At 66.6% G+C, this 16776-nt stretch carries 7 protein-coding genes and 1 pseudogene; 5 read left to right on the top strand and 3 right to left on the bottom strand.

From position 1 onward, the window contains the following. Positions 1 to 65: 65 nt before the first annotated feature. Positions 66 to 5339, bottom strand: a complete 5274-nt coding sequence (locus ACGF2Y_RS08055; protein ID WP_392944080.1) for a DEAD/DEAH box helicase — start codon at positions 5337 to 5339, stop codon at positions 66 to 68. A gap of 230 nt (positions 5340 to 5569) precedes the next feature. Between ACGF2Y_RS08055 and ACGF2Y_RS08050 the strand changes: the two genes are divergently transcribed. The 5 genes and pseudogenes from ACGF2Y_RS08050 to ACGF2Y_RS08030 form a co-directional block, all read left to right on the top strand. Further along, positions 5570 to 6532: a serine/threonine-protein kinase gene (locus tag ACGF2Y_RS08050; RefSeq protein ID WP_392944079.1), complete on the top strand. Its 963-nt coding sequence runs from the start codon at positions 5570 to 5572 to the stop codon at positions 6530 to 6532. Between the two features lie 358 nt (positions 6533 to 6890). Then, positions 6891 to 8969, top strand: a complete 2079-nt coding sequence (locus ACGF2Y_RS08045) for a DUF262 domain-containing protein (RefSeq protein WP_386300142.1) — start codon at positions 6891 to 6893, stop codon at positions 8967 to 8969. 107 nt (positions 8970 to 9076) lie between these two features. Continuing rightward, the gene (locus tag ACGF2Y_RS08040) at positions 9077 to 9862 is read left to right on the top strand and encodes a hypothetical protein (RefSeq protein ID WP_392944077.1); all 786 of its coding nucleotides are present in this window, start codon (positions 9077 to 9079) and stop codon (positions 9860 to 9862) included. A gap of 480 nt (positions 9863 to 10342) precedes the next feature. After that, positions 10343 to 11071 carry a DUF4839 domain-containing protein gene (locus ACGF2Y_RS08035; protein ID WP_392944075.1) on the top strand — a complete coding sequence of 243 codons (729 nt, stop codon included), beginning with the start codon at positions 10343 to 10345 and terminating at the stop codon, positions 11069 to 11071. Between the two features lie 175 nt (positions 11072 to 11246). After that, positions 11247 to 11377 (top strand): annotated as a pseudogene (locus tag ACGF2Y_RS08030) (IS5/IS1182 family transposase); the annotation flags it as partial. A gap of 9 nt (positions 11378 to 11386) precedes the next feature. On the opposite strand, the gene ACGF2Y_RS08025 reads toward ACGF2Y_RS08030, so the two are convergent. Together ACGF2Y_RS08025 and ACGF2Y_RS08020 are read right to left on the bottom strand one after the other, a co-directional pair. Next, a complete protein-coding gene (locus tag ACGF2Y_RS08025; protein WP_392944073.1) occupies positions 11387 to 14245 on the bottom strand; it encodes an N-6 DNA methylase in 2859 nt (952 codons plus the stop codon). 895 nt (positions 14246 to 15140) lie between these two features. Then, on the bottom strand, positions 15141 to 16670 hold the full coding sequence (locus ACGF2Y_RS08020) for a helix-turn-helix domain-containing protein (protein WP_392944071.1): 1530 nt from the start codon (positions 16668 to 16670) through the stop codon (positions 15141 to 15143). Positions 16671 to 16776: the final 106 nt, after the last annotated feature.

Raw genomic sequence — 16776 nt, 5'->3', positions numbered from 1 at the left:
CGTACGGCCGGCGGCTGGGCGCACCACCGGTCCGTACAGACGTCATAGCCCTGCCTGGTCCAAGGTCAGCGGCGTGCCTCGCCGAACACCTGAGGGTACTCGGCGACCTTCTGCGACCAGTCGTCGTCGTACCGGATGCGGATCACGTCCCAGCCGACGTCCTTCAGCCGCTCGACCGCCTCCTCGTCACGGAGTGTGATCTCCACGTGGTCGTGGTGCGGGCCGTCCACGAAGACCGCGACGGGGCCGAACCCGGTGTCGTAGACGAAGTCCGGCTTGGACAGGGCCGTGGACACCTTGACCTGCTGGTGGTCGGGCAACCGGTGGCCGTGCGACTTCAGGTAGTCCACGAAGCGCTCTTCCAGCCTGGAGTCCGCGCCCCCTTTCAGGACTTCGGCGTGCTCGTCCCGGGTGCGGCCTGGATGGCTTCCCTCGACCGTCCCGCCCGCGAAGGTCTGGAGCAGTTCCGCCACGAGCTTGCGGTCGATGGAGCGGTGGTGGCGCTGGTTGCCGAAAGAGAGCAGGCAGTCGTAGCAGCCCTTCTCGCACGGGTCGCCGTTGCGCTTCTCCGCTCCCCGGTCGCGTCCCACCTGGTCGTAGTGGATGATCTCCAGTGCCTTGCGGGCCGCCTGTGCCAGGGCTTTCGGCTCGGCCTGGAGGCGGCGCAGCACCCCGGCGCCACCCTCGGCGCTCTCGATGAACAGCAGGCGCTCGCGCGGGCCGTCGAAGGGCGGCAGCTCCTCGGTGTCGAGTTCGGCGTCCTCTAGCTGGAACTCCGCCTCGATGCCCCGCTCCAGGGCGTACTGGAGGGTGAGCGCGGTGTCCCGGTCGACGGGCTCCGTCAGCTTCAGGACGAGGATGTTCCGGGTGTCCTGCACGTACGGGATGACGGGAACCTTGCGGTGCGCCGTGTCGGCGTCCGCGAGGCCCTCCTGCTCCTCGGGGGTCTCCCTGCCGCCCCGCTTCGAGGTGGAGCCGGCCAGCCACTCCCCGGTAGTCGGGTCCATCCAGAAGCCGATGTCGCCTCTGGCGACGGCGCGGCGGTAGCCCAGGTTGGTGAGCCGGACGGTGGCGCTGTCGCCGTATGCGAGTTCCGCGAGCGCCGTGCCCGACGCGGCTCGTGCGGCGGCCCGCAGCGATCCGTCCCGGCCGTCTTCGTGCTTCTTGAAGCGGTAGGAGATCTCCACCTTGTAGCCGGTGCGCTGGCGCTCCTCCTCGTCGGAGGAGATCCGGTCACGACGGCGCGTGAAGACCGTGTGCAGGTGCAGCAGACCGGTCCGCACGTCATCGAGAGGGCTCTCGCAGACCGGGCAGGTGTCCTCGCGCAGTTCCTCCGGGGACAGGTACGCGCAGCGCCCGCACACCTTGGCGCTCTCGGTGGTCAGCTCACCGGCGGTGTCCGGCGGCAGCTGCACGCGGTCCACCTTGAAACGGCTGCCCTCGTGGTAGATCAGCGCACCCGGACCGAACTCGCGGATAGCGATGAACCGGGAACGCTGGAGGTAGTCGCCGTCGTATCCGCCACGACTGGTGACTCCGGTGCCGGGGATGTACGCGGCCAGCGGCAGCCTGGGGAAGGAGTAGCCGGGCAGGAAGCCCTCGGAGGCAAAGTAGCGGTACGGGTAGAAGTCGGACATCACCGAACGTTCGCCGCCCTGCTCGTTGGCGAGCAACTTGAGCTGTCCCTCAGCCTGCGCCCGACGGCGCTTGGCCTGTTCCTTGGAGCGGCCGGTGGCGGTGCGGTTGAGGATGTTGTCGTGCTGGATCTCCCGTTCCTCTAGGGCCCGCCAGAACAGGTTCTTCCAACGCCCGCACGCAAGGCGGAAATTGCCCGGAGCCGATCGGACCGTCTGCTCCAGCCACTCCTCGTGCCACCAGGAGGTGTCCCGCAGGACGTCGGCACACCCGGCCAGGACCGCACGGGCGCGGGCCAGAGCGCGTCGCTGCGCCGCCGGTTCGTCGATCTTCCCGGCCACCTCGGGGAAGAGTTCGAGGGAGGGCGACTTGCCATCGGAGTCGAGGAGCGCGGTCATGGTGCGGGTGAGTTCGAGTCTCGTCTCGGCCAGCCAGATCGCGTGGACGTGGGAGGTGAGGAGGTCTTCGTTGCCCAGGTCCAGACGCGGCGGGGCGACGGCCCCGGCGACCATCTGCTCGGGCCGGGAGAAGTAGTACTGGTCGTGGCTGTTGCCGGTCGCGCAGTACGTGGTCACCAGGGCGGGCTGCCCACTGCGGCCCGCGCGTCCCGAACGCTGGGCGTAGTTGGCCGGAGTTGGCGGCACGTTACGCAGGTTGACGGCGTTGAGGCTGGCGATGTCCACGCCGAGCTCCATCGTCGGCGAGCAGTAGAGCAGCGGGAGGGCGGTGCCCTTGCTGAAGAGCTTCTCGCGCTCCTCACGAATCTCGGGGTGGACCTGGGCTGTGTGCTCGGCCGCGTGCAGTCCGGCGAAGGTGGCGGCGATATCGCGGTAGAGGCCCTTGAAGAAGGCGTTGACGCGAGGGCCGCTGTCGTCGCGGTAGGTGCGGCGCAGCCGGTCGACCGCCCCGTGGTCGCCGTCGACGGCGTGCCAGCGGATCACCGTGTGGTTGATCCGGTAGCCCGGGTCCTCCCCCCGGCCCTGGGTGATCTCGGTCAGCACTCCGCCGGCGGCCAGCACCGTGAGCAGGTCACGAATGACGTCCTGCGCCTCATCGAGGGACAGTCCCTGGTTCGATGCGGGAAAGGTGGTGGGCTTGCGGACATGGCGGCCGAAGGCGCCACGTCCGGTGAGGTTCAGTTCGCTGCGCCCCCGTCCGGTGCGGCCGGGGCGTCCGGGGCGGGGGACGGCGAGCGCGGCGGGTAGCGGCGCGGCCTCGGTGTCGGCGACCGCCCAGGCGTCGTTGAGCTTGGCGGACTCCTTACGCAGCTCGGCGAATTTCGCCTCGGTGAAGTACGGGGTGTCCACGGCCCGCTGCCGGCGCAACTCGTCCATCAGGACCTTCGCGAGGTTTGCCCGTACGTCGGGAGTCGCGGTCCGCAGCGGATCCGCGGATTCCTTCCACCGCTCCTCGTCACCGGCGATCTCGGCCAGGCCCGCGTACTCCAGGCCGAGCAACCCGGTCTGTTCCAGGTTGGGCATGGTGACGCGCCAGCCGCGCTCCAGGTCCGTGAAGAGCCGGTACTCAGCGACGGCGGCGAGCGCCTCCAGGGTGACTTCGGCCAGCGGCTCCACCTCGGTGGGGTTGGCGGCGTACTCATGACGCGACAGGCCCATGGCCGCCACGACCTCCTCGCCGAGCCGCTTCCAACGCAGTCCGCTTTCACCCGCTTCGACCATGGCGCGGTAGAGGGCTCCGCGCAGCTGGGTGACCATGACGAAGTCGTTGAAGTGCCCCGCCTGAAGGCTGGCGTCCTGCCGGTTGTCGACGAAGGTGAGCAACTTGCGCGCGTCCGGACCGAGATCCTCTTCCGGCACGCTCTTGAGGTGGCGCACGATAGAGGCACTGACGACGGAGGTGGCCGTCGACCGTCCCTCCTGGTCCAGCGTCATCAGTTTGGCGAAGTCCCGCTCCCTGACACTCTCGTAGCCCACGCCGCACTCCAGGCAGAAGAGGAAGGGCGCCGGGAGGTAGGCGGCGTACAGTCCGTCGCGGTCCTTGCCCGCCGAGCTGCCGTCGGGACGCACCCACACCGGCTGCGGAGCCCGCTTCTTGCGGCTCGGAGTGAGGACCGGGGCGCCCTTCTTCTCGTCGAAGGTGAGCCAGCTGTCGGGGAAACGGCGCTGCTCGATGGCCACCCCGAGGTGCTCGGGCCAGGGGTTGGCGGAGGAGATATAGAGATATCCCTGCTCGTCGTCCTCGTCCTCTCGGGTGCGGAAGTGGACCGAGCCGTCGTCACGCTGCTCGCGGGCCACCGTCAGGTACTCCTGGCCGCATTCCCGGCAGAAGGACAGCGGAAGCAGAAGCTTGTCGGGGGCGCCGGGGACGCGTTGCTGGTAGGTGCGGGTGATGTGGCGCTTCCCCTCCGGCTCCAAGGAGACATGGGCGGATCCGCCCTTGGAGAGGAACTGGTGCAGCCTGAAGGCGAACAGAGGGCGGTCGCCGTCCGGCGGTCGGGTCTGCGAACCTGCCTGGAGGGTGGTCCGGATGGCCTCGGCGCACTCGGCGAACAGTTCGTCCTCGGGATGTTCCACCGAGACGTCGAAGGCTTCGGCGCGCAGGAGTGCGGCTGCCTTCTCCACGGTGACGGGTTCGGCGCGCACCAGCGGCGTACTGCCGTCCTCGTCCTTGGTGCGGACAAGGCCGAAGGTTGTCTCGATCCAGCGGGACAGTGGGTCGGCGGCGAGCTGCTCGTACTCCTTGGACGGGTTGTTCTCCCGCACGCGAGCGGCGAGTTCGGCCGGCGTCGGAACATCCGCTCCGGTTGCTCGGACCAGGGTTTCGCCGACGACTCGCTTGGGGTCGATCTCGGTGTCGAAAAGGGTCGAGGCGACCCGGGCGACCTCGCGGCGGCGGGCGGAGGGGGTGCCGCCCGTGGCCATGGTGGCGGAGGTGCCCACGCACTGCAGGGCGGGCGACTCGCAGGCCTCACGAACCCGGCGTACCAGCATCGCGACGTCGGCGCCCTGACGCCCCCGGTAGGTGTGCAGCTCGTCGAGGACGAGGAAGCGGAGCCCCTTGGCGTTGCCGATGAGCTGCTTTCGCTCCTCGGGGCGGGTCAGCATCAGCTCCAGCATCACGTAGTTGGTGAGCAGGATGTCCGGCCGGTCATTGAGGACGGCGGCCTTCTCCTCCTTGCTCTCCTGGCCGGTGTACCGGGCGTAGGAGACCGGCTCATTCTTCTTGCCGTAGCCGGCGGTGAGGAACTTCTCCAGCTCGCCCATCTGGCTGTTGGCCAAAGCGTTCATGGGATAGACGATGATCGCCTTGATGCCGGGGGCGGCACCCTCGTCCTTTTCCCGCAGAACCCGGTCGACGATGGGAACGATGTAGCCGAGACTCTTGCCTGAACCGGTGCCCGTGGTCAGGACGAAGCTGGAGCGGGAAGCTGCCGCCTCGATCGCGTCGCGCTGGTGGCGGTGGAAGGTTACGGGCCGCACGGTGGCGCCCCGCTTGGCTTTGCCCGTACGGAAGATGCGGGCACACTCCGGGTGCAGCAGTCCTCCCTCGACCGCGAGGTCGTCGACGCAACCGCCGGACTCGAAACTCGGGTTGAGTGAGAGGTAGGGGTCGGGCCACTGGTCGCCGTCGGCCAGCGACTTCGACACCTTCTCCTCGATGCGAGGGTCGTCGATCACCACCGATCCGGAGGTGTACTCCTTGTAGTCCCGGATGAGCCGCCGGTGCACTTCGAAGACGTCCACGTGATCCTCACTCGTTCCCGACGCGGTCCGCACGCCACGCTAGCTACCCGCGCCCTTCGCCGTGCGGTACTCCCCTGGATCGTACGGCTCACATAACATCACGGTCATGTGAACTTAGTCAACGCACATAGAGTTCACCAGGGGAGCCCTAACGGCCCATGCTCATGCCAGACTCTTCCCGGGGCGCCCGGGGAGGGGCTCATCGGGATACGGACGGGGTCGCACCGCGTATGGACATCGAACAGCCGATCGCCGAGCGGTACCGCATCAAGCACAGGATCGGCCGGGGCGGAATGGGGATCGTCTGGCTCGCCCGCGACGAGCACCTGGGGCGCGATGTCGCACTCAAGACCATGAACCCGCCGCCAGGCCTCACCGATGAACAGTTGGCTCGGGAATCCGAACGCTTCCGGCGCGAGGCCCAGGCCGCCGCCCGCCTCGACCACGCCGGTATCGCGACTGTCTACGACCTCGGCGAGGAGAAGGGCACCCGCTACCTCGTCATGCAGTACGTCACCGGCATCGATCTCGATGACCGAGTTGCTGAACAGGGGCCGCTGTCGCTCTTGGAGGCCGCCTCGATCGGCGTCCAGATCGCCTCGGTTCTCGGATCCGTACATGTCCGCGACATCGTCCACCGTGACCTGAAGGGCAGCAATGTCATCGTCCGTACCGACGGAGTGGTGAAGGTCCTCGACTTCGGCGTCGCCGCTTTCCTCTCCCCTGACGTCGTCAAGCTCACCACCACAGGTGAGCAGGTGGGAAGTCTGGAGTGCATGGCTCCCGAACAGATCAAGGGCAAGCAGGTTGACCAGCGCACCGACCTGTACGCCCTCGGCTGTTTGCTGCACAAGATGCTCACCGGCGAACCCGTCTTCGCCCACGACTCCGACCTGATGCTCCCCGGCCTCATCCTCGACCGTCCGCCGACACCTCTGCGCGAGCTGCGCCCGGAAGCTCCCGGCGACCTGGAGGAATTGATCCTCCAGCTGCTCGCCAAGGACCCCCGTGCCCGCCCCGCGCACGCGGGTGAAGTGTGGCAGCGGCTTGCCGGCTGGCTTCCTGAACGTGGCGATCCCGCAGCTGCCCTCACCCCGTGGGCGGAGGTAGACCCCTTGCGCCCCTTCACCCACCCCATGGGCCCCGACGCCCGGCCCGTACGCGCGTGGGCGAAGTCGGGCCGGGCAAACTGAGTTTCTCCCCCTTCGTGCCGCAGGCCGCCGCCTTTGGGGCAGCGCGGCTCACTCGTGACGCGTCCTCGGTCGGACCTTACGTCTATGTCGAACGGGCTGACGAGCGCGCGATGGTGTACGGGAACCATTCGAGTACGGCTCGGATCTCGGCCCTGTGCAAGGCATCCAGGGTGGAGGGCCCGGCCCCGCGGCGTAAGACAGGGTGTCTCTGTCCGACCTTGCTTCGGTCTCACCGCTGATTGCGGGATCCTGGCGTCAGCTCTTGAATGGACCGCAGTCGATGGCGCATAGGTGCCCCATTCATGAACTCAACTCGTACAGATCGCCGTTATCGGAGGACAGTGTGGAAGCGAAATCGATGACCCTGCGCGATCTGTTCGGGCCGGACCGGCGACTCGTCGTGCCGGTCTTCCAGAGGCCGTACGTCTGGACGGAGGACCGGAACTGGCGCCCCTTGTGGGAGGACGTCACCGCTCTGGTCCACCAAAGAATGGCTGATGAGGAGGTTCATCCGCACTTTCTTGGCGCGGTCGTGCTGGATCAGCTACTGACACTTACGGGGTCGATGCCCGCCAGACAGGTCATCGACGGACAGCAGAGGCTGACAACACTTCAGGTTCTGCTTGCCGCGGTCCGCGATGTCGCACGGGAGCTCGATGTCCAGGACAGGTACGTACGTGCGCTCGTCAAACTGACCGCCAACGACGACGACATGACCGACGACCCGCATGCCGCCTACAAGGTGTGGCCTACCAACATTGACCGTGACTCGTTCCGCATGGTCATGGACGGTCGGCTCCGGCGGCCCGTCGATGTCGCATTCCCCGTCGCTCCAGACGCCTCGGCGATCGTCCAGGCGTACTGGTTCTTTCGCAACCGCACGGTCGAGTGGGCAGAAGAGCTGAACTACGAAGGCAGGCTGGACAAGGGCTTTGATGCCTTGGTGCGCGTGCTTCGTGACAAGTTCGAGTTGGTCGTTATCGATCTCAAGCCCGAGGACAACGCCCAGGTCATCTTCGAGGCTCTGAACGACCGAGGCACCCCGTTGCAGGCATCCGACCTGGTCAAGAACCTGGTCTTCCAGCAGGCGGAGGAGCAAGGACTCCCGGTGGAGGAGCTGTACAGGGACCTGTGGGCGCAGCTGGAGACGCCTGACTGGCGCAAGGAGGTGCGGCAGGGAAGGCTGAAGCGGCCTCGCCTTGACGTCTTCCTCATGCAGTACCTGACGGGTGAACTCGCCGAGGAGGTGATGGCTCCAGAGCTCTTCCTGACCTTTCGCAGGTACGTCAAGGCCGCTGATATGGGCCTGGTCAATCTGATGAGGCGCCTGGTGGAGCGGGCAGGTGCCTACCGGCGGCTGACAGCCGAGGAACAGCCGCTAACACCGGAAGGCCGATTTCTGCGCACTGTTGGTGTTCTGGACGCCAACACCGTTATGCCCGTGCTCCTGTGGCTGGTGAGCCGTTTCGACGAGGATGACCGGGCCGGCGCGGTGGGCACCCTGGACTCCTACCTGGTGCGACGCACCGTCTGCCGCCTGACGACCAAGAACTACAACCGGCTCTTCCTGGAACTGCTCAAGGAACTGAAGGCGAAGGATGACCCGTCAGTCGTGGCGGACTTTCTGCTCCGACAGGAAACCGACTCCGGGTTCTGGCCCCGCGATCGCGATATCCGAGAAGTCTTTCGGTCCCAGCCGTTGTACAAGCAACTCACACGGACCCGGATGCGGCTGCTGCTGGCCGAGTTGGAGGACTCGCTGTATTCGGGTAAGACCGAGCGACATGTCCACAACGGGGAGTTGACGATCGAGCACCTACTGCCCCAGGCCTGGGAGGAACACTGGCCGCTTCCCGACGGCGGAGGCCTCGGGAGCGTCGAGGCTCATGAGCGCAGGCAGTCTCTCCTCCACACCGTGGGAAACCTGACTCTGCTCACCGGCAGACTGAACACATCGGTTTCCAATGGTCCCTGGGAGCGCAAGAGGAACGACATCCTCGTGCACAGTGCACTTTCGTTGAACCGTTCCCTGCCTGCTCAGTGGGACGAGGAGAGCATCCTGGCCCGGGCTGACCATCTGTCCGAGGCGTTCTCCCGGCGCTGGCAACGCCCGGATGGAGGCGCGCCCACCTCCTCGGTCGCAGGCTTCCCGGCACCCCGGCTGGGGGCGCGGGAGGCTACCCCCGTCGGTAGGCCGGCGACGGTTCAGATGCCCCGGTCCCGGCGCGATGTCGCACGCCACATGCGAGAGGCCTTTTCCGGGCTGCCGGTCGGAAGCGTTCTGACGGTGTCGCAGATAACGGCGGTCCCCACGAGCCAGTACGAGGGCGGGGAGATCAGTCCCGGCGCTGTGGCCGCCAGACTGCGCGCCGACAACGTTCCTGGTATCCGGGCCGTACCTGGTTCCAGCCCACTTTCCGCCCGCAAGATCAGCTGAACGGTCCCGCACTCGTGCGGGGGTGCACTTCCTCGGGACAGAATCCGTCACGAACTGGTGATGCCTGCTGTCGCGGCGAGCTGGTGGAACCAAAGGAGAGAGTTCGGATGGGATGGCGAGAGGGCGCCGGGGAACTGGACGCGCGGATGCTCGAGCGTCCGCTTCCTTCGGATGGAGTGCAAAAGCTGGGAGCCTGGCTGGCCGGAGACGGGGCGCCGTACGCGGACGGGACCGGCGCGCACGCCGTTCGCTACATCCCGGGGTCCTGGGCCGACATCCGGCCGTGGCCCTCGGGGTTGGCTGAGCAGGTCGGACGTAAGCCAACTTCGCTGAGCCGGGCGCAGGTGCTGGCGGTGGCCCGGACTGGGGTAGCAACGGCGAGCTGGACCGAGACACTCGTCGCCAGCTACGTCTGGGGACAGGGTGACATCGGCTACGGGGCCCACCGGCTGGGTGAGATTCTGCGCCCAGCGCCGGTTGAGGCGGTGCTGACACAGGCTATTGCGCTGCTGGCCACCGATGGCGCCGTGGCGGGCTACCGCAGGCTGAGCGGCGCGATCGCAGGTCTTGGACCGGCGTTCTTCACCAAGTTCCTCTACTTCGCCGGTGGTGCCGTAGTGGATGCGCCGGGGTTGTGCCCGCTCATTCTCGACCAGCGCATAGCTCGTGTTCTGCGCGCGTACACGACACGACTGGGGGAGGAGATCGGGCTCGAGGAACCCGCGGAGCTCGCTGCCTGGCTGTGGAGCGACGGCGGGTGGACCCCGCACCGCTACGACGTGTACCTGAGATGGGTACACGGCGCTACCGACCAGCTGGCCGGGTCCACGCACTGGCCGCTCGCTCCCGACCTACTGGAACTGGCACTGTTCAGCGGCGCATGGAACCCGTAGAAGGGGTCCTCTCGGGCCGTCCTCCGATTCGGGGGCACCGCGTCCGCCGCCTCTTTGGGTCCAGCCCCGTGACCAATACTCCCGGACCGCCGTCACGAGGACGCCTGCTGCCAGGTGGTGCGTGCAAACCTGGCGGTCGAGACGTTTCCCGCCGGGTTCGGCCCACCGAACGTGCCGAATGCGCCGGGCCAGGATGAGACGACGGTGCACGCCGTGCCGGTGCAGTCGTCAGTCCAGCTCAACGGGAGCTGACGGCGGGCAGTCTTGGATGGAGTGCGAGATTAACGGTGGACGGCGCCACAGCCGAGACAAAGTAGCGTCCGATCTGGCGAGTCGACTTGCCTCCGCCTGAGTGCTCCTTGGTCCGAATCGCAAGCTCGGAGCCGAGGTTGACGTCGGTGATGCCGAGTTCCTCGCGGAGTCCTCTTATGCTCGCGAGGCAGTTGGTATGAACAGTCCATTTTTGGGGGGCGGAGCCGCATGGCCGACGAGATCAAGTACGAGTACAAGACCGTGCAGACAGTTCGCGGCACCGACGGTTTGGTGATCTCGAAGATGGAGAGGGATGGCTGGGAGCTCGTTGCACAGGCCCAGGGCATGCTTCGCTCCACCCTCAACTTCCGCCGGCCGAAGAAGCCGCAGCCGTGGCTCCTGATCGGCTCGGCGGCGGCCGTCCTTGTGATCCTGGCCATCGTCATCGGCGTTGCCTCTGCACTCAGTGACGGAGACGGGAAGAAAGACGAGCCAGACAAGTCGATGGCCGCTGCGAGCGAGAAGCCGACGGCGGCGGCGACGCCGACCGCAGCCGAGTCGGCTGCCCCTGAGGTGATCACGCCTGAGAACAACCCGGACTTCGCGGCGCTGCTGCTGACGGAACAAACGTGCGGGGAAGCGAACCTGGACTTCGCGACCAGGTATGAGGGCCAGACGGTCGCATTCAACGGCTCGATCAGGCACATGGCGCCCCACGGTGACTACAAGACCCGCTACGACTTCCTTCTGGGCCAAGGCGACGAGGGACCGAACACGACGGCCGGCCCGTCCTTCAAGTACGAGGACGTCAACACGGGGAACCTGAACCTGACCGGCAAGAACATCCCCGCCACCGTCGGCGTAGGCGACAAGTTCCGCTTCATCGCCGAGGTGCGCGAATTCAACGCGGCCCAGTGCCTCTTCTTCCTCGACCCGGTCTCGACGGAAGTCCGGTAGTTGAGATGGGCAGCCGCGTCATCACGGTCAGGGTGCCCGGCCATTTACTCAGTGGTGATCACTTCCTGATTCCGTTGAGTACGAGGGCGGCATGGGCGATGTCGCTGATCCGGCTCGGACCGAGGGCGACCTACGGCAGGGTGTGCCAGCGTTGCTTGAGTTCGGCGTGGGCGGTTCGCTGTCCTGGCTGACCGGCTACCGCAGACTCCACCACCGCTACGAATGCCGCCCCGCAACTATCTGGCCTTCCTCGGACTCGCCGCCGTCCTCTGCTGCTACAGAGGACTCGTCCGGCTCACCACATAAAGCACGGCCTTAGGCATGCTCCGTCTGATCGGATTTGTCGCTGGCGGCCGTCTCGCCGGAGGCCAGAGCAGCAGAAAGAGCGGCGGTGGGTGGGGCGTCCTCGATCCGTTCCGGTTCGGCTGCTTCGTGGTAGGCAACGAATCGGACACCTTCAGGTTGGAGGCGGTTGAAGTAGTAGCAGCCGCTGTTCGATCCGAACGCTGCCGGGTGCATCACGATCAGCGGTGCGAGGCGGAGTGCGCTGCCAACTTCACGTGAGAGGAGGTACAGCCCGTCTTCCTCCATGGCCACGCTGATCGGGATCTGTTCCTGTCTGAAGGGTGCGTTGGGGCCCATAGCCAGGTCCACATCATGGTGAAATACCCTGTTTCTGATCCGGGCGGCGCCGGCGCGCACGAGAAGAAAGTCCTGCCAGCCGGCGCCGATCAGGTTGCGCAGGGTGTGGACGTGACCGGTCAGGACGTCGAGTTGCTCCTTGAGTGACGCGGCGGTTGTCGTACCTGAGTGGCCGCTCCAGGCATTGCGCCGTCGGATCACCTCTCCGAACAGGTTCGTGAGGTCGGCGCTGAGGAGGGTGTCCAGGAAATCGGGTGGTGCGTCGGCAAAGGCTGCTCGTGCTCGTGCCTGCTCGTCGGTGTCGGTTCCGGTCAGTGCGGTGCGATATCTCTTGTTGAGTCGTTGCAGGATGATGTGCCAGACACCGAGGGTGGCCCGCTCGGGGGCGAGTCCCACGGAGCGGATTTGCTCGGCGAGTGCAGGAAGTTCCTGCTCGAGCCGTGAACGGTCCTGGAGCAGGGCTGACACGCTGACGGTGGCGTGAAACTGGATGGTGGCTTCCCAGAAGTGGAACATCTGGTCGCGGCGGGCGTGCAGGTTGCTGTCGCCTTTGGACTCGTAAGCCCAGAGGGCACTGGCCATAGGGAAGGGTAGGCTGGTCGCCCATTGAGCGAGATCTGCCGACGGAATGAGACTGCTGGCTTCGCGGTAGATGTCGGATCGCTTTTTGGGGTCGTTCCAGAGCTCCCGGTGCGAGTCGACCAGGTGACGGCGGGCTGTGACAAGTGCCCGTTCCGCGCGGGCCATTTCCCTCTGGACGGGGAGGTCCGGCAGGGCGACGAGGAGATCGTCAGCCATGCGCCAGGCCTGGTTGAGGTTGACGGCGCGGGGGCTGACGTAGCTGTCGCCGCCGGAGCCGACGGCTGTCGAGCGCAGGTGCCGGCCGAGAGGGGAATTGAGCCACCCCGCCAGGTATTCGGCGTCCGTGTACGCCTTTTTGGGCCGAATCACGAGCACCCGGTTGTCGGGAGCAACTTCGCCAGGGTCCCCGGTCACCGCGTCCAGGTGCGGTTCGATGGGGACGATAAGAGCCTGCTCCCCGGTAACGGCCGACAGCAGGGCGGCGCGCTCGGCGGCCTTGGCCGAGGGGATGTAGCAGAGGTGCTCGGTGAGCTCGGTGAGACGGGCGGTCTTCCAGCCGAGTTGGGTGAGTGCTCGCAGCGCACGCGGGGTTCGGTCGGTGGTGAAGACGCGGTCCACGTCGAACCGCGTGAACGGTGGTTTGCCCACGTCCGTCACGGTCGGTGGCACAGCGGCGTACCGAGTGTCGCGCCAGGCTTCGGTGGTGGAGGTCGTCGGCAGGAGCATGGTCAGGCGCGGAACATCGCCCGGCTCGCGCCTGCTGGTGACCGCGGTGGCGTGGTGGGTGACGCTGACCTGTCGGAAGGACAGATCCTTTGCTGCGGCTGATCGGCTGTAGGCCGACGGCTTTGCATGCCTCAGGCTGCGGGTCAGTTCGTCGAGAGCCGCCTCGCTGATCGTGCGGCGTTCGAGTCGACGAGCGTCCCCGTCCTGATAGAAGCCCCGGAGGTCGATGAACTGCACCTTGTGTCGACGTGCCGCAGGCTTGCGGTTGGAGAAGACCAGGGCGTACAGCCGCATTCCGGTGCTGGTGCTGAGCCCTTCCGGCAGCACGACCACGGCGTCCAGAAGATCCTGGTCGAGCAGCCATGCACGGATAGCGCTGCCGCCCGCGTCGTACAGCGGTCCGGTGGTGGTGAACATGATGCCCCGGCCGCCGCCATCCGCCGGATCCCGAAGCTTGCTGACCAGGATCTGGGCGAATAGGAGCGAGGCGTTGTCGGGCTGTGGAAGCCCGGCGGGGTAGCGGCCTTCCGGTCGGTCGGCCTCGGCTGCGCATGCCTCGTGGCTGTTCCGCCAGGACAGGTTGTACGGAATCTCGGCCACCGTGTAATCGAATCGGCGGTCGGGGAAGGCGTCCTGTGTGAGCGAGTCAGCCTGGCTGAACCTGGAGTCGGCGCCCAGGAGGAAGGCGTGGGCACGGGCATGCCGGACAGTCGCCGCGTTGATGTCCTGGCCGTTGACGGTGACAGTCGTTCCGGTCTGCTCGGCCAGCACCCGGGCCGCGTCCAGCGCCAGGGTGGCAGAACCGCACGCCGGATCGTAGAGATGTGCCGCCTCCATGCGGCTCTCGTGCGCGTACGCAGTCAGGGCGGTTCTGGCAACCTCGACGAGGGAGGTCGACGTGGTGAACGCGCCACGGTGATCCGAGGGCAGGTAGGGGCGGAGCAGGACACGGGCGTAGTGACGCAGCTGGGTCGGCGTGTAGCTGTTCAGTGCCTGTTGCTCACCGTTCAGCAATGAGTCCAACTCAGGAGCTTTGCGCCGTGCGTTCCCCGCGGCACGCAGAAGGTCTTCGAGTTCTGGTGCAGTCAGGCCCGTAGTCCGGGTTCGCCATTCGACGGCGTTCCACAGCAGCACGTCAGCCATCTCGCCGGCATCCATGTGTCCCCGGAGGGAGTCCAGGAGAGGCCACAGGCGCTGGTCGACCGTCCGTTGCTCGTTCGTCATGTGGAGCCCCCCAGGGTGGTCAAATGCGGCCCCGGCTGACCGGGGGTCTGCTTGCGCTCTGACCGTGAACGTCGGCATTCAGCGTGGGGGGATCAACTTACTAGCTGTTGTCTTGTGATTTTGAATGGTGCGTCGAATAGCGTGAGTTGGCCACTGAGCTGTCTTCAACCTGACGGGAGGTTGGGCAGGCGACCTCGGTAGCGGGCATGAAGAACGCCCCTGGTAGACGGGTTCACGGCGAAGACCACCAGTCCGCGAAGAGCCTTTGTGTGTTTGTCTGCCCGTCCAACATCGATCTGTCTCCAGCCGCACCCTGTACCACCTCTCCGATCTCCTCGCAGGCCACGCCGTCAAATCGGTTCCCGTGGCGTCGTCTGACCTGCGGTCGGCAGGCCCTGCTCGTCCAGGCACGCTGTGCTGCGGCGGCACCTGCGCTCGATTCGCAGCAGGCTTCCGCATCGGGATTGCCACGCCTACCGCTAAACACGGCGCCCGTCTACGGCAGGGAACCCGCGCCCACGTGGTGCGGGTCCTCTTCTGCGTGGCTTGGTGTTCAGCAGGAGGACTCGGATGCGCGGCCTGATCCCACGCTGCGTCGAGGCCGGAGACGTCGGGCAGATGGCGGTTCACCTTGGCGACCGGACGCGGTCGGTTTGACACGACCGACATCGGACATTGCGAGGCCACTTCGACGATAACCCTCCGTGAAGGCTGACGGATGCTCAGAGTATGCTGACGTACCGTCAGTCATTCAAGATCATCTTGCACATGCGTTGCACAAGGTGCTGAAAAACAACAGTGATCAGTGGAGGGTCGTGAAAGTAGGTATCCGCAGGTCAGATCGCATCTCGAGGTGTCGTGCCCCGTGCCCCCAAGGGGCACAACACCCCGCCGATCAGATGTCGCGGAAGATCTCGATCTGCGCGCCCACCGAGTTGAGCCGCTCGGCCAGCTCCTCGTAACCGCGGTTGATCACATAGACGTTGCGGAGTACGGAGGTGCCTTCCGCTGCCATCATCGCGAGCAGCACCACCACGGCGGGCCGTAGCGCGGGCGGGCACATCATCTCGGCGGCGCGCCAGCGGGTCGGGCCCTCGACCAGGACCCGGTGGGGGTCGAGGAGCTGGAGGCGGCCGCCGAGGCGGTTGAGGTCGGTGAGGTAGATCGCGCGGTTGTCGTAGACCCAGTCGTGGATCAGGGTCTGGCCGTGCGCGGCGGCGGCGATCGCCGCGAAGAACGGGACGTTGTCGATGTTGAGGCCGGGGAACGGCATCGGGTGGATCTTGTCGATCGGGGCCTCCAGCTTGGAGGGGCGCACGGTCAGGTCCACCAGACGGGTGCGCGCGTTGTCGGCGGCGTATTCCGGGGTGCGGTCGCAGTCGACGCCCATCTCCTCCAGGACCGCGAGCTCGATCTCCAGGAACTCGATCGGCACGCGGCGGATGGTGAGTTCGGATTCGGTCACCACCGCGGCGGCCAGCAGGCTCATCGCCTCGACCGGGTCCTCGGAGGGGGAGTAGTCCACGTCCACATCGATCTGCGGGACCCCGTGCACGGTGAGCGTCGTCGTGCCGACCCCGTCCACTCGTACGCCCAGCGCCTCCAGGAAGAAGCACAGGTCCTGGACCATGTAGTTGGAGGAGGCGTTGCGGATGACCGTCGTACCGTCGTGGCGGGCGGCGGCCAGCAGGGCGTTCTCGGTCACCGTGTCGCCGCGCTCGGTCAGCACGATGGGCCGGTCGGGGGAGACGGAGGAGTCCACCTGTGCGTGGTACAGGCCATCGGTGGCGGCGATCTCCAGGCCGAACCGGCGCAGCGCGATCATGTGCGGCTCGATGGTGCGAGTGCCGAGGTCGCAGCCGCCCGCGTACGGCAGGGTGAACTGCTCCGTCCGGTGCAGCAGCGGGCCCAGGAACATGATGATCGAGCGGGTGCGGCGCGCGGCGTCGGCGTCGATCGCCTCCAGGTCCAGCCGCGCGGGCGGCACAAGCTCCAGGTCCACGCCGTCGTTGACCCAACGGGTGCGCACCCCGATGGAGTTGAGCACCTCCAGGAGTCGGAACACCTCCTCGATCCTGGCCACCCGACGCAGGACCGTGCGGCCCTTGTTGAGGAGCGAGGCGCACAGCAGGGCGACGCAGGCGTTCTTGCTGGTCTTCACGTCGATGGCCCCGGAGAGCCGGCGGCCGCCGACGACCCGCAGATGCATGGGCCCGGCGTAACCGAGCGACACGATCTCGCTGTCGAGGGCTTCACCGATGCGGGCGATCATCTCAAGGCTGATGTTCTGGTTGCCGCGCTCGATGCGGTTGACGGCGCTCTGGCTGGTGGCGAGGGCCTCGGCCAGCTGCGTCTGTGTCCAGCCCCGGTGCTGACGGGCGTCACGGATGAGCTTGCCGATGCGTACGAGGTAGTCGTCTGACATGGCGGCAGGTTATCTCAGATATGAGATGAGAATGATGTGGGGGTGCGCCGTTCGAGTGACGGGTGTGCAACCGGCTCCGTGTGGGTGCCGGGTCTCCCCATCGTCA

The organism is Streptomyces sp. NPDC048142 (assembly GCF_043202835.1).
Classification (GTDB): domain Bacteria; phylum Actinomycetota; class Actinomycetes; order Streptomycetales; family Streptomycetaceae; genus Streptomyces.
This window is presented reverse-complemented; position numbering and strand designations above follow the sequence as displayed.

What these genes read in the sequence shown, in the direction of transcription:
- ACGF2Y_RS08050 (WP_392944079.1), top strand. Translation starts at nt 5,570, where the DNA reads ATGGACATCGAACAGCCGATCGCCGAGCGGTACCGCATCAAGCACAGG.
- ACGF2Y_RS08045 (WP_386300142.1), top strand. Translation starts at nt 6,891, where the DNA reads ATGACCCTGCGCGATCTGTTCGGGCCGGACCGGCGACTCGTCGTGCCG.
- ACGF2Y_RS08040 (WP_392944077.1), top strand. Translation starts at nt 9,077, where the DNA reads ATGGGATGGCGAGAGGGCGCCGGGGAACTGGACGCGCGGATGCTCGAG.
- ACGF2Y_RS08035 (WP_392944075.1), top strand. Translation starts at nt 10,343, where the DNA reads ATGGCCGACGAGATCAAGTACGAGTACAAGACCGTGCAGACAGTTCGC.
- ACGF2Y_RS08025 (WP_392944073.1), bottom strand. Translation starts at nt 14,245, where the DNA reads ATGACGAACGAGCAACGGACGGTCGACCAGCGCCTGTGGCCTCTCCTG.
- ACGF2Y_RS08020 (WP_392944071.1), bottom strand. Translation starts at nt 16,670, where the DNA reads ATGTCAGACGACTACCTCGTACGCATCGGCAAGCTCATCCGTGACGCC.